Origin of the sequence: Bacillus sp. FSL M8-0277, from assembly GCF_037975305.1 — a bacterium.
Classification (GTDB): Bacteria; Bacillota; Bacilli; order Bacillales; family Bacillaceae; genus Bacillus; species Bacillus pumilus.
On the sequence record NZ_CP150255.1, the window covers coordinates 1,345,117 to 1,359,225 of the forward strand.

The 14,109-nt window shown below is 41.3% G+C and carries 13 protein-coding genes and 2 riboswitches; of the genes, 7 read left to right on the forward strand and 6 right to left on the reverse strand.

Annotation, left to right across the window (positions count from 1 at the left end):
* Window positions 1–8: 8 nt before the first annotated feature.
* Window positions 9–1,070: an S-methyl-5-thioribose-1-phosphate isomerase gene (gene mtnA, locus MKZ05_RS06610; RefSeq protein ID WP_335353094.1), complete on the reverse strand. Its 1,062-nt coding sequence runs from the start codon at window positions 1,068–1,070 to the stop codon at window positions 9–11.
* A 6-nt stretch (window positions 1,071–1,076) separates the two neighbouring features.
* Window positions 1,077–2,270 (reverse strand): S-methyl-5-thioribose kinase, encoded by a 1,194-nt coding sequence (mtnK, locus tag MKZ05_RS06615; protein ID WP_339161928.1) that lies wholly within the window; start codon window positions 2,268–2,270, stop codon window positions 1,077–1,079.
* 79 nt (window positions 2,271–2,349) lie between these two features.
* A riboswitch (SAM riboswitch) is annotated at window positions 2,350–2,508 on the reverse strand.
* A gap of 165 nt (window positions 2,509–2,673) precedes the next feature.
* Here mtnK and MKZ05_RS06620 point away from each other — a divergent pair.
* The 6 genes from MKZ05_RS06620 to MKZ05_RS06645 all read left to right on the forward strand — a co-directional run bounded on the left by MKZ05_RS06620 (window position 2,674) and on the right by MKZ05_RS06645 (window position 7,722).
* Window positions 2,674–3,864, forward strand: coding sequence for a pyridoxal phosphate-dependent aminotransferase (locus MKZ05_RS06620; protein WP_253622675.1), 1,191 nt, complete (start codon window positions 2,674–2,676; stop codon window positions 3,862–3,864).
* A gap of 44 nt (window positions 3,865–3,908) precedes the next feature.
* Window positions 3,909–4,010, forward strand: a riboswitch (SAM riboswitch).
* 102 nt (window positions 4,011–4,112) lie between these two features.
* Complete coding sequence (gene mtnW, locus MKZ05_RS06625; protein WP_339161931.1) at window positions 4,113–5,333, forward strand: 2,3-diketo-5-methylthiopentyl-1-phosphate enolase; 1,221 nt, start codon at window positions 4,113–4,115, stop codon at window positions 5,331–5,333.
* Window positions 5,334–6,029, forward strand: a complete 696-nt coding sequence (locus MKZ05_RS06630) for a 2-hydroxy-3-keto-5-methylthiopentenyl-1-phosphate phosphatase (protein WP_050945170.1) — start codon at window positions 5,334–5,336, stop codon at window positions 6,027–6,029.
* On the forward strand, window positions 5,993–6,631 hold the full coding sequence (locus tag MKZ05_RS06635) for a methylthioribulose 1-phosphate dehydratase (protein WP_106032400.1): 639 nt from the start codon (window positions 5,993–5,995) through the stop codon (window positions 6,629–6,631). Before MKZ05_RS06630 ends, MKZ05_RS06635 begins: the two co-directional genes overlap by 37 nt.
* 16 nt (window positions 6,632–6,647) lie before the next feature.
* Window positions 6,648–7,178 (forward strand): cupin domain-containing protein, encoded by a 531-nt coding sequence (locus MKZ05_RS06640; RefSeq protein WP_003210925.1) that lies wholly within the window; start codon window positions 6,648–6,650, stop codon window positions 7,176–7,178.
* Window positions 7,179–7,479: 301 nt separating this feature from the next.
* Entirely contained in the window at window positions 7,480–7,722 is a 243-nt protein-coding gene (locus MKZ05_RS06645) for an aspartyl-phosphate phosphatase Spo0E family protein (protein WP_339161935.1), read from the forward strand.
* Between the two features lie 47 nt (window positions 7,723–7,769).
* Here the strand turns inward: MKZ05_RS06645 and MKZ05_RS06650 are convergent, their stop codons facing one another.
* Window positions 7,770–9,275 (reverse strand): ATP-binding protein, encoded by a 1,506-nt coding sequence (locus MKZ05_RS06650; RefSeq protein WP_339161938.1) that lies wholly within the window; start codon window positions 9,273–9,275, stop codon window positions 7,770–7,772.
* Between the two features lie 204 nt (window positions 9,276–9,479).
* On the opposite strand from MKZ05_RS06650, the gene MKZ05_RS06655 reads away from it, so the two are divergent.
* Complete coding sequence (locus tag MKZ05_RS06655) at window positions 9,480–9,935, forward strand: MarR family transcriptional regulator (protein ID WP_003211701.1); 456 nt, start codon at window positions 9,480–9,482, stop codon at window positions 9,933–9,935.
* 29 nt (window positions 9,936–9,964) lie between these two features.
* Here the strand turns inward: MKZ05_RS06655 and motB are convergent, their stop codons facing one another.
* The 3 genes from motB to MKZ05_RS06670 form a co-directional block, all read right to left on the reverse strand.
* Complete coding sequence (gene motB, locus MKZ05_RS06660; RefSeq protein WP_003211671.1) at window positions 9,965–10,729, reverse strand: flagellar motor protein MotB; 765 nt, start codon at window positions 10,727–10,729, stop codon at window positions 9,965–9,967.
* Window positions 10,722–11,516 carry a flagellar motor stator protein MotA gene (gene motA, locus MKZ05_RS06665; RefSeq protein ID WP_003212085.1) on the reverse strand — a complete coding sequence of 265 codons (795 nt, stop codon included), beginning with the start codon at window positions 11,514–11,516 and terminating at the stop codon, window positions 10,722–10,724. Before motA ends, motB begins: the two co-directional genes overlap by 8 nt.
* A 374-nt stretch (window positions 11,517–11,890) precedes the next feature.
* Window positions 11,891–13,999 (reverse strand): ATP-dependent Clp protease ATP-binding subunit, encoded by a 2,109-nt coding sequence (locus tag MKZ05_RS06670; protein WP_339161940.1) that lies wholly within the window; start codon window positions 13,997–13,999, stop codon window positions 11,891–11,893.
* Window positions 14,000–14,109: the final 110 nt, after the last annotated feature.

Genomic DNA, 14,109 nt, shown 5'->3' on the forward strand with positions numbered 1-14,109 from the left:
TTTTATGATCAGAGTGAGATGCTTTCAGTGAACAGAGCATCAATCTCTTCTGTATAGTTCGACGTAATAATCCCTTTCTCTGTAATGATCCCTGAAATGAGATGGTGAGGAGTGACATCAAAGGCGGGATTGAATACCTGAACATCAGGTGGTGCAATTTGGACGCCGTTTAATTCCTTTACTTCCAGCGGGTCACGCTCTTCTATTGGAATATCTGCCCCGTTTTTGGTTGAGATATCAAAGGTAGAAAGCGGTGCAGCTATAAAAAACGGAATTTGAAAATGCTTGGCTAAAATGGCGAGACTTAACGTGCCAATCTTGTTTGCCGTATCTCCATTACGGGCAATGCGATCAGCTCCAACAATGACTGCAGAAATTTGTTTTTCTTTCATCGTATGGGCTGCCATGTTATCTGTAATGAGCGTCACATCTACGCCGCCTTGCATGAGTTCCCATGTTGTCAGCCTAGCCCCTTGGAGAACAGGGCGTGTTTCACAGGCATAAATGTGAAGGTCGAGATTTTTCTTTTTGGCTAAATAAAATGGAGCAAGGGCTGTTCCGTACCGGCTCGTGGCGATGGACCCTGCATTGCAAATGGTCATAATCCGATCACCCGATTTAAAGAGCTGGAGTGCATTTTGACCGATTTGTCTGCATGTTTCTTCATCTTCAATTTGAATTTGAATGGCCTCATGGACAAGGTCTGTTTTGGCTGCATTGACCGAAGCTGCACGATCAATGCGTTGCAACAATCGCTCTAATGCCCAGGCTAGATTCACAGCGGTTGGACGAGCACTGTTTAAATATTCTTTTATCTGAATGACTTCTTGTCTAAACACATCAATTTCTTCTGTCTCAATGTCTTGGGCACTGAGCGCCAGTCCAAAAGCTGCTGTAATGCCAATGGCAGGTGCTCCCCGCACTTTTAACGTGACAATGGCATCATACACGTCTTCTTTTGTATATAGATGCTCAAACTCAGTTTCAGCCGGTAATTTTTGCTGATTCAAAATGTTAATATGGTTTTCTTCCCATTCGACAGAACGGGGGACTTCAAATTCTTTAGACAAAACCCGTCACTCCTTTACAGATTGCTGGAATAATGCGACGAGGTCAGACGCTGTTTCCACTGCATGATATTGTTTGATGAATGTTTTTCCGAGCGTAAGTGCTGCTTTTTTCTGCTGAATCCGTTTAGATGGTGATGGGATCGCATCGAGATCAGCGGCATGAGCAAGGCCAATCGTTCGGCGGACAAGTTCACAGCCTGCAAAGCCTGTCGCTTCTTTTAAAATACGGTTAAAGGTTGTTTCTAAAAAACTGTCTGATACACTAAACGCTTCAATGCTGTCTTCTTTCCAAGCTTTTGCGAACACTTCTTTGAAGGTTGCCCATACATTGACGACATGGTCAAAAAGGTGCTGCTGATCGTGTTCATTCTCACGGGACAAAGCATTTAGGAACAGGTTAGCGATAAAATGACCAATATCGAATCCGAAGGGACCATAAAAAGCGAATTCTGGATCAATGATTTTTGTTTCCGTCTCACTTGCAAAAATACTGCCTGTATGAAGATCTCCATGAACAAGTGTTTCGGCAGATGTCAGGAAAATACGCTTCAATTCAGCTGCTTTTGCCTGCACTTCAAGATCTGCCCAAAGCGCTTCGGCAGCTTCTCTTAATTCTTCTTCGAAATCATTTGTGCCGCTATCAAAGAAAGGATCTGTGAAGACGAGCTTTTCGGTAATGTCACAAAGGTCCGGATTCGTAAATTGCTTCACAAATTGTTTTTTAATTTTAGGATTTGTGGCAAAGTCAGAAGTGTAAAAAAGTGTTTTTCCTAAAAATTCTCCGACATGATCGGATAAATGCGGATATTGTTTTCCGGCAATTAGCCCTTTTCTGACGATTTCGAGGTGTGATAGATCCTCCATTGCCGTCACAGCAAGAGCTGTATCTGAATAATAGACTGCTGGTACGAGGTGCGGTGTATACTCTGACTGCTTGATCAGGGCAGTACTTTCGATTCTCGCACGGTCTAATGTAAGCGGCCAGCTCTCTCCGACCACCTTGGCGTAGGGCAGTGCCTGCTTGATGATCAAACCTTTTTCTTGTTTATGATCAAAAATATGAAAGACGTAATTTAAATTCCCGTCCCCGATTTCCGTACATGTCAAATGACTACTTTCTTGGATCAAGCCAAGTCTAATTGCGAGTGCAACTGCCGAGCTTTCTGTTAATTCTTCATATGATGCCGTAAGTGTAACCAATTGCTTCCCCTCCAAATCATATAAAAAAGCCTCTTTCTCCTGAGAGAAAGAGGCTTGATGGCGTGTATGCTCAAAGCCTCTCTTATCTCTCAGCACATACGTCTGATGGAATTAGCACCGTGCCCTATAAGACAATTGTCTTGGCGCTTACTTGCTGCGCCCCACTTCACAGTGGTATTAACGGTCGGTTGCTGTTGGGGTCAAAAGGCCAAATCCCTCGCCCAACTCTCGATAAGAGAAATCAATATGTCATTGTCTCGTGTCTGTTTGCATTTCTTAATTCAAGATATTATCAGAGCTGCGCTTCACATGTCAATCCTTTTTCAAAATTGCTTTACAATTCGTAAAACAATCAATTACAGTATTTGTATTGCTACGTAACTTGAATAGAAGGTGAAGAAAAATGGAATTCCAGCAATCAGATGTATTGAAACAATTACCGACACAATTTTTTGCATCCCTTGTCCAAAAGGTCCAGAAAAAGGTGCAGGAAGGCGCAGATATTATTAATTTAGGGCAGGGAAATCCTGACCAGCCAACTCCCGCGCACATTGTAAAAGCCATGCAGGAAGCGGTATTAAAACCTGAAAATCATCAATACTCGTCATTCCGCGGAACAGCGAAATTAAAAAAGGCTGCCGCTGCCTTTTATGAAAGAGAATATGGTGTCACGCTTGATCCGATGACGGAAATTGCGATTTTATTTGGCGGGAAAGCGGGGCTTGTTGAGCTGCCGCAATGCCTGCTGAATCCGGGTGATACGCTCCTTGTTCCAGACCCAGGTTATCCTGATTATTGGTCAGGTGCCGTACTTGCTGGAGCTCAGATGGTGACGATGCCGCTTCTTGAACAAAATGATTTTTTACCTGACTATGACAGGTTGCCTGAGGATGTTAAGGAAAAAGCAAAGTTGATGTATTTAAATTATCCCAACAATCCGACAGGTGCCACGGCAAGCCGTTCATTTTTTGAAGAAACCGTTACATTCGCAAAAGATCACAAGCTCTGTGTTGTCCATGATTTTGCCTATGGCGGCATTGGGTTTGATGGGGAAAAGCCAATCAGCTTTTTGCAAACAGATGGAGCGAAAGAGACAGGAATTGAAATATACACATTGTCTAAAACGTATAATATGGCCGGCTGGAGAGTAGGTTTTGCAGCAGGAAATCCGTCTGTTATTGAAGCGATTGAGCTTTATCAGGATCACCTGTTTGTTTCACTGTTTAAAGCCACTCAAGATGCGGCAGCGGAAGCTTTGTTAAGCGACCAAACGTGCGTACAGGTGCAAAATGATCGATATGAGAATCGGCGAAATGTGTGGATTGCTGCCTGCAAGGAGATTGGCTGGGAGGTCACTGCACCAAAGGGGTCGTTTTTTGCTTGGCTAAAGGTGCCAGAAGGATATACATCTGAATCTTTTGCTGGCGTATTATTAGAGAAAGCACATGTGGTTGTGGCGCCGGGGAATGGGTTTGGTACTCACGGTGAAGGATACGTGAGAGTAGGACTTTTAACAAATGAGGAGCGGTTAAAAGAAGCCGCTCGGCGAATCGATTCCTTGAATCTGTTTGAAAATAAGCCATTGACAACATGAATAAACGGTGCGATAATTCAGACAATATTTAAGAAAATTGAATATTCTTATCAAGAGTAGGCAGAGGGACTAGCCCAATGAAGCCCGGCAACCGACTTCCATGAAGCACGGTGCTAATTCTTGCAGCAAGCGCTGAGAGATAAGATTCGGATGAATGACACGAAACAACCTCTTTAAGGCGCTGATAAAGCACTTGGAGAGGTTTTTTTATTGACCATATGCATGACGCAATCGAAAGGGGATTCCTAGTGAGTGAATTACTGGCAACATACGTATTAACACATCGAGAGGATGAACAAGTAAACCGAAAAGCGGAGCAGATCGCGCTTGGTTTAACAGTTGGATCATGGACGGATTTGCCGCAGCTCAAAAAAGAGCAGCTTCAAAAGCATAAAGGCCGGGTGGAAAAGGTATCAGAAAAGTTTGCTCCAGCCGAAAATGGCCTATATCAATCTGAGGTGACCATTGCTTATCCTGAGGCTAACTTTTCAGCGGATATTCCGGCCGTTTTGACGACGATCTTTGGAAAGCTTTCACTAGATGGAAAAGTGAAGCTAATCGACATTCAATTCTCGGATCGATTGAAAAGAAGTCTGCCAGGACCGGTATTTGGAATTGATGGCATACGAAAAAAAGTAGGCGTGTTTGATCGACCTTTGTTGATGAGTATTTTTAAAGGTGTCATTGGCCGTGATATGGCAGATTTAAAAGAACAGCTCCGTTTACAAGCATTAGGCGGCGTTGACTTTATCAAAGACGATGAAATTTTATTTGAGAGCCCACTAGCCCCTTTTGAAGAACGAATCAAAGAAGGAAAAAAGATATTAAAAGAAACATATGAAGAGACAGGGCACCGAACGCTATATGCCGTTAATTTAACAGGCAGAACCTTTGAACTAAAGGATCGAGCAAGAAAGGCAGCTGAGCTTGGAGCAGATGCACTCTTATTCAATGTTTTTGCCTACGGGTTAGATGTCATGCAAAGCTTAGCTGAGGATCCAGATATTCGATTGCCTATTATGGCCCATCCCGCAGTAAGCGGCGCTTTGACAACATCGCACGAATATGGATTCTCCCATTCTCTTCTTTTAGGTAAATTAAATCGATATGCAGGCGCTGATTTGAGTCTTTTTCCCTCACCGTATGGGTCGGTCGCACTTCCGAAAAAAGATGCCTTTGGAATCTATGAAGCTTGTGTAAAAGAGGATTCGGTTCAAAAAACGTTCCCTGTTCCGTCAGCAGGCATTCATCCTGGAATGGTTCCAGTTTTGATGAAAGATTTTGGACTCGATCATGTGATAAATGCTGGTGGAGGAATTCACGGACATCCGCGTGGAGCCATCGGCGGAGGGAAAGCATTTCGATCGATCATTGAAGCGGTGATACATGGAGAGTCGATCCAAGAGAAGGCAGCTTCTTGCCAAGACTTAAAAGCAGCACTTGAACTATGGGGAAGGGTAGCAGAATAAATGAAAAAACCAATTGTATGTTGTGATTTTGATGGAACCATTACGAAAAATGATAATATCATTCGCATCATGAAACACTTTGCACCAAGTGAATGGACGAAGCTGAAGGACGATGTTCTCACAAAGGAGATCACCATTCAAGAAGGCGTCGGGCAGATGTTTCAATTACTGACGAGTGATCAAAAAGAAGCCATTCAATCGTTTATTTTAGAAGATACAGAGATTCGAGAAGGATTCAAGCAATTTGTTGATCATGTGAAAAAGGCTGATATTCCCTTCTATGTGCTAAGCGGCGGGATGGACTTCTTTGTTTATCCCATACTCGAGGGCATTGTGGATCGAGACGATATTTATTGCAATCATGCGTCATTTGGGGAAGAGCATATTCAGATTGAATGGCCGCATGCCTGCGATTCGCAATGTCAAAATGGCTGCGGATGCTGCAAGCCGTCAATCATTCGAGAGCTGACCTGTGAGAATGACTTCATTATCATGATTGGAGATTCAGTCACCGATGTGGAGGCGGCAAAGCATGCGGATCTCACATTTGCGCGTGACTACTTGCTAAACGAATGTAAAGAGCTCGGGCTTGTCCATCTAGAGTATGAAACATTTATTGATCTTAAAGCACAATTTGATCAAATAAAGGAAGTGAAGGAATGGCAGACGCAAAGAGCAAGCGCTGGCAGGAGCTAGCAGACGTCAAACGTGAACTGGCACAAAGAGACTGGTTTTACGGAACAAGCGGCAATTTATCGATCAAGGTGTCGGATGATCCAATCACGTTTTTGGTGACGGCAAGCGGTAAAGATAAACGAAAAGAAACAGATGAAGACTTTGTTTTAGTAAATGCAGCAGGTAAGCCTGTTGATCCGAACGAACCGCTAAGACCATCAGCTGAAACTTTGCTTCACAACTACGTGTATGAGCAGACGAATGCAGGCTGCTGTCTCCATGTTCATACAATCGATAATAATGTGATGTCTGAGCTGTATGGGGATAAGGGCGAGGTTCGTTTCAAAGGAAACGAAATCATCAAAGCGCTTGGTTACTGGGAAGAGGAAGCAGAAGTGTCGTTACCGATTATTGAAAATCCAGCCCATATCCCGCATCTTGCAGCACAATTTGCAAAGCATCTCACTGAAGAGTCGGAATCAGGTGCTGTGCTCATTCGAAATCACGGCATCACAGTCTGGGGAAAAACAGCCTCAGAAGCAAAACGAGTATTAGAGGCGTATGAATTTTTGTTTAGCTACCACTTGAAATTAACGCTTTATCAAAAGCAGCTTGTCACATAAAAAGGAGGAAAAGCACATGGCGACGATTTTGATTCATAACGAAGAGAACACATTACTTGAAAGCGAGCAAGAGGTGGCAGCCTATTTAGAAAACCAAGGGGTCATTTATGAGCATTGGGATATTGCAAAGCTGCCAAACCGATTATCAGAAAAGTATGATTTAACAGATGAGGAAAAGGAAGAGATTTTGACTGTTTTCCAAAAGGAAATCGAGAGTATATCTGAAAAACGAGGATACAAAGCGCAGGATGTGATTTCATTATCTGACGCCACACCAAACCTAGATGACCTGCTCCAAAATTTTCAGCGTGAGCATCACCATACAGATGACGAAGTACGCTTTATTGTAAGCGGACATGGAATCTTTGCCATTCAAGGTAAGGATGGCGTCTTTTTTGACGTGAGACTGAATCCAGGCGATTTAATTTCTGTTCCGCCACATATTCGTCACTATTTTACACTTCAAGAGGATCGAAAAGTGGTTGCCGTTCGCATATTTGTCACAACTGAGGGCTGGGTGCCAATTTACGAGGAAGAAAAGGTTTAATGACAAAAGCTGATCATTCCGCATGAGGCGGAAGATCAGCTTTTTTTTAGGGAAATAGACATAAAATGAGAAAGAAAATAGTTGATTTTGATCTTCTACATAGGATAAAATTCTGTTTAATCCATGTGTCAGTCCTGTCCAAATTTGAAGTTTACCCCCAAATATGATTGGGTAAGAGGTCTTTAGGCTGTAAAAAATTAAATAAAATTAGCATATTTAATTTAATTTACAAATAAAGTATAATTTTGGTGTCGGATCATTTTGAGCATAGACAGTCGAATTCATTGCGGGAGCTGAGATCATGAATATTTATGTAAGAAAAGAACAATTGCTAATGTCCATTGATGAGAAGAGAAAACAGATGGTAGAAGCTGCTCAAGCAGAAGGCTACACTGGTGAGACGACAATTAAATATAGTCAAGAACTGGACAACCTGATGAATGAGTATCAGCATCTCCTTTTTCATGAGAAACAATCTGCCCGCTCCTTTCATGATCTTGTATCTCAAATGAGTCTTCTATCTGTGAACCGTCCCTCTTATTGACATGAAAAAACCGGTCTTGCCTAAGCAAAACCGGCTGAATGTTTCAGCTATGCTGAGTGAGCAGAAGGAAGCATGATCACGACGGTTGATCCTTTATTCACTTCGCTCTCGATATCAATTGTTCCGCCATACATCGAAATGATTCGTTTACACACGACAAGCCCAAGACCTGTCCCTTTTTCCTTCGACGTAATAAAAGGGAGGAAGATATGTTTTAACATTTCTTCTGATATGCCTTCACCCGTATCCTTCACTTTAATAATGACATGTTCTTTTTCAGCCTCAATCAAAATCTTCAAATGACCGCCATTTGGCATCGCTTCTAATGAGTTCTTCGCTACATTTAATACGACTTGTTTAATGTGATCTTTTGTGCAATAAACTCCAACATCTTGAATCGTATTAATTTGCAAATCAACCTCAACATTATAAAGGTTCGCCTCAGAGAAAACGATCGGCATGATCTCACTGACAATTTCTTTGACAGAGTTATTCTGCCATTTTTCTGCCGTTGGTTTCCCTAATACAAGAAACTCACTGACGATTTGATTGATTCGTTTAATTTCTTCTTCAATGACAGAAAAATAGAGCTGATCTTCTTCAGAGTGATACTTCTTTTGCAAAAGCTGTATAAATCCACTAATCCCTGTTAATGGGTTGCGAATTTCGTGTGCCGTACTTGCTGCGAGGGTTCCGATTAATTCAAGCTTTTGCGCTTCATTTTGGTGACGCTCCTGCTGGGTTTGACGCCTTAAAATGACATATTGAACAAGTGTGAATAAAATATTTAATAAAATAAAAGCACTGGATAAAGGGATCAGCATAACAGACAGCACTTCACCTGTAGAAGCGCGCTGCGGATAGACCTCTAGCTTCCAGCTGTTTTCATCTAAATATGTAGACACGGTGCTGCCATTTTCTGATGCTGGCTGTGGACCACTTGTAAACACGACATGTCCATTTTGATTCAGCATCTTAAAATGAAGATCAGGGTTCAATACATTCATAATATTTCTTAAATAATCAATTTGAATGGCGGCGACTAGCACATTGGTGACTTCTTCGTTTTCATCCAGCACAGGCACGCAAATGGAAAGAATCCGCTGTTTTGTAATTCGGCTCACATAGTTATCTGTGATCACCGTCTGCTTGGTCACTTGAATGCGCTTAAAGTAATCTCTGAATGATAGGTTGATTTTTTCCTTTAATGGTGTGGTGCTTACTGTTACATTTCCTTTTTTGTCTAGGAGATACAGACCTGAAAAACGAGGTTCTTGTTTATAGATTTTCTCTAGGATGTTTTTTACTTTTTTCGTCTCAAGAGGCTGGTCAAATCCCATGGCAAGTGAAGTTAATCTCGCTTCTGTTTCACTAATTAAATAATTCATTTGGTTTTTGTGAATATTTAACATAAGTGTAGCAGTTTGTTTGTTTTTTAAGTCGATTTTTTCCGTTTCTTTTTCATAGATAAAATAACTAATGATTAGGGTTGGAATCATGACCAAAATAAGGTACAGCCTGATCTTCTTCCAAAACCCTTTCAGTATACTCATCATTCATCGCTCCAACGTATTACCTAATAGACTTATTATAGCATTGAACCTATCTTTATTACGATGACTTGTGTGATTTTTAAAAAATTAGGTGATTCGTTCTGGTCTCATTTTCATGCTAAAGATGGATCAAGATGTTGACATTTTACTTATTGTTTATTAATGTCACATTAGTGGGGTGTATTTCATAAAGGATGATAAAAAATGGAAAATCATAATGTTGAAAAATCTTTGAAATTATTTATTGTATTATCACGTGCCTATCGCTCAATTAATCATCACATGAACAAACATATTGTGAAGCACGGGCTGAATCCGACTGAATTTGCAGTATTAGAATTGCTGTATCATAAAGGGGATCAGCCGCTTCAGCAAATCGGTGATAAGATTTTACTTGCAAGCGGCAGCATCACGTATGTGGTCGATAAATTGGAGAAGAAAGAACTCCTTAGTCGTAAGGCTTGTGCAGAAGACCGCAGGGTCACATTTGCGCATATTACCGAGCAGGGACGAGCTTTGCTTGATGATATCTTCCCAGATCATGCGAAAGAAATTCATGAGATGATCAGTGTCCTGAGCGAAGAAGAGAAGGATGCCTGCATTGACATGCTTAAACATGTGGGACTGCGTGCAAAACATTTATATGATCATAAAGAATAAATAAAAAAGGAAGCCGAGGGCTCCCTTTTTTATTTTGCTTTTTTCTCAATCGGTAAAATAAGTACTTCTACGCGTCGGTTTTTACTTCTGCCTTCTGCTGTGTCATTTGAAGCGATTGGCTTGAATTCACCGAAACCTTTTGTACTAAAGTTTTCTTGGTTTAAATTGCTGTTCTCAAGAAGAATACTTAAAAAGTTTACAGCACGTATGGCACTTAAATACCAGTTGGATTCAAATTCTGAATTTCTGATCGGAACATTATCAGTATGTCCGCTAATGACGATGTCACGAGCGGGGTTAATGACGAGTAGTTTTGAGATTTCCTTTGCTAACGGGACATCTTGAGGTCGAATAATCGCCCGGCCAGAATCAAAGAAGATACTGTCTTCTATCGTAATGAGCAAACCTTCGTCCGTGAGCTTTGTTTCGAGCTTAGCTCCAAGTTTCTTATTGGCAATGAAGGAATCCACTTGCTTTTTGACCTTTGTGAGAACGGCATGATCTCGAGCTTTCGCTTGAGCTTCTTCATCTTCTTCAGCTGCTTTTTTGGTCTGGTTGCTATTTTCAGTTTCTTCAGTGCTTTGCATGCTGGTTTGATCCATGACACCTGTACCGCCCGTAAAGACGACATTAAAAGACTTGGCCATCTGTTCATACTTTGCCGCATCAATCGAACTTGATGCAAAAAGCACAATGAAGAGAGCGAGTAGAAGCGTCAGAAGATCGGCATAAGGGATCAGCCAAGATTCATCTACATGGTCATCGTGATCATGTTTTTTACGTTTCCTAGCCATTTTGTTTTTCTCCTTCTTCAATGACAAGATTTGCACGTTCTTTCGCTGGTAAGTACATGAGAAGTTTTTGTTCAATCACTTTTGGAGATTGACCTTCAAGAACAGAAAGGATCCCTTCAATCATAATTAGACGAAGTTTTACTTCTTCCTTTGATTTACGCTTTAGCTTGTTGGCAAATGGATGCCATAACACATACCCTGTAAAAATCCCAAGCAGTGTGGCAACGAAGGCTGCACTGATTGCATGTCCAAGTGCTTCAATATCTCCCATGTTAGCAAGTGCAGCAATAAGTCCGACAACGGCGCCAAGTACACCAAGCGTCGGAGCGTATGTACCGGCTTGTGTAAAGATTAATGCGCCTGACTGATGTCTTTCAGACATGGCGTCAACTTCCTCTGTTAAGACGTCGCGAATAAATTCTGCACTTTGACCGTCAACCGCCATGCTTAAGCCGTTCTTAAGGAAATCGTCATCTACTTCCTCAATGCTAGCTTCTAATGCTAAAAGACCTTCACGACGCGCAATTTGTGCCCAGTTTGAAAAAAGAGGGATCATTTCTTGAATCGTTGGAAGCTTGTTGTCTTTAAAAATTTTGCCGAACAATTTTGGTGTTTTCTTAATTTCACTAGATGGGAATGCGATGACAACAGCTGCAATCGTCCCAACCACAATGATCAATATAGCCGCTGGGTTGATAAGAGCGGTTAGACTTACACCTTTCAGAACCATACCGACACTCAGTGCAATAAATGCTAAAATAATACCTATTAACGATGTTTTGTCCATTATCTCACCAAATCCTTTAACTATCTTTTTCTATAGTTAATATCGGTGTCTTCTAGAAGGGTTTTAGTCTGAATATCAAATTAAGGCAGTTTCTGTGAAGAATTTTTGACGAAAGCGCTTTCTATTACCTTAAAAAAGAAACTCCCTCTGATATAAAGGGAGTTTCTTTTTAATTTCTTTGAGCGGTTTCAATTAAAAGCAGCTCTTTTAATTTTTCCTCATACATGATTTTGACAAGATCATAGCTCCAATTCATCATGTGATCCACCTCTTTTTCTTTTATCTTAAAGGAATAGAGGCGGGGGAGCGTCGGCGTGCGGATGGAACTTAGACACCGCAACATGATGGAGCTATAGATCCTTCTTAAGATGTACTTATCCTTTTTTTACGACAATTTCGTTATCTTCAACTTCTACAGTAAATCCTGAAAGCTGTTCTTCTTCAAGCAATATTTCCGTCATTTGATCTTCAATATGCTCTTGAATGGTTCTTCGCAGTGGACGAGCACCAAATGCAGGATGGTATCCAAGTTCTGCAATTTTTTCTTTCGCTTCTTTTGTCACATGGACTGTTAAATTTTGCTCTTTTAATTGTTCTGATAGCTCATTGAGCAAAAGATCCACAATCTTCACTAAATCATCTCGATCTAATGAATCAAACTGAATGATGCTGTCAAAACGGTTCAAGAATTCTGGCTTGAAATAGGCGCTAAGTGAATCAATGAGTGATTGCTCCTCAATTGCTTCTTCCTGATCAGACTGGAAGCCGACTTTGACCGTTTTATCTGTGCTGCCTGCGTTACTTGTCATGATGATGACCGTATCTTTAAAGCTGACGGTTCTACCTTGGCTATCTGTTAATCGGCCATCTTCCATGATTTGAAGGAACATGTGCTGCACATCAGGGTGTGCTTTTTCGATTTCATCCAGCAAAATGATGCTGTATGGTTTTCTGCGTACTTTTTCCGTCAGTTGACCCGCTTCATCATGTCCAACATAACCAGGAGGAGAACCGATGAGCTTAGATACTGAGTGTTTCTCCATGTACTCACTCATATCTAAACGGATGATCGCATCTCTTGAACCAAATAATTCTTCAGCTAGTGTTTTTGATAATTCGGTTTTCCCGACACCTGTTGGTCCAACGAATAGGAAGGAGCCAGTTGGTCTATGTTTCGATTTTAAGCCGGCTCTGCTTCTCTTCACAGCTTTCGCTACCTTTTCAACCGCATGTTCCTGACCGATCACTCGTGCTTTTAAGCGGACGTCAATTTCTTTCATTTTGGTTTGTTCGTCTGCTTGCAGTTTGCCGACAGGGATGCCTGTTTTTTGTTCCACAATGGCTTGAATGTCTTCTGCTGTGACGACATGTTCTTTGTCATTTGTTTTGTTTTGAAGTCTAGCTTCAATGGCCTCTTCTTCATCTCGAAGCTTCGCTGCTTTTTCGTATTGTTCTTCTTTTAAAGCGGCTTGTTTTTCAGCAGCAATTTCTCTCAGACGATTTGTTAGTTCATCTTCGCTTGCTGCATCAATGGAGAGGTTCGCTTTTGAACCTGCTTCATCCATTAAATCAATGGCTTTATCCGGCAGATGACGGTCTTGAATATACCGGGAAGATAATTGAACACACGCTTGAATGGCTTCGTCTGAATAGGTGACGCCATGGTAGCTTTCGTACTTATCTTGAATGCCTTTTAAAATTTCGATCGCTTCAGCTTGTGTTGGCTCATCTACAATGACGGGCTGGAAGCGTCGTTCAAGTGCGGCATCTTTTTCAATTTGACGATATTCTTTTAATGTCGTCGCACCTACTAGCTGGAGCTCGCCTCGTGCAAGAGCTGGTTTTAAGATGTTTCCAGCATCCATTGACCCTTCGGCAGATCCAGCGCCTACAAGAAGATGGATTTCATCTACAAATAAGATAATATTTTTACGGCTTTGCAGTTCTTTGATTAACTGCTTCATTCTTTCCTCAAATTGACCACGTATCCCTGTATTCGCTACAAGGGAGGAGACATCTAATAAATAGATTTGTTTGTTCTTTAATTTATTTGGTACATCGCCACTTGCAATTTTCAATGCAAGTCCTTCAGCGATCGCTGTTTTCCCAACACCTGGTTCACCAATGAGGACAGGATTGTTTTTATTTCTTCTATTTAAAATCTCAATGACTCTTGCGACTTCTTCATCACGGCCGATGACTGGATCAATTAAACCAGCATTTGCGCCATCTGTTAAATTGCGGCCAAGTTCATCAAGTAAGCCTTTTTGCTTTGGCTGCTCTACGTTTTGCGTATGTCCTGCTTGCTCTTGCCCAGAGAAGAATGAGCTTCCTCCGAACAATTGAGGTCCCATTTTCATTTTTGATTGCTCCATCAAAGAGGTGTAGCAGTCTTCACATAAAACCATTTGGCTCCGGGATGAATTCACTTGCATATTCAGGCGAATAGTTGCTTCATTTACTTGACAATGTTGACAACGCATTTGCCATGACCTCCTTATGATAAAAGTTTGACTTTATTTGACCAATGAATGTTAAAGAAAATGGTCTGTTGTTTGACCATCTTTGACTATAGTATACTCTGACCTATTTT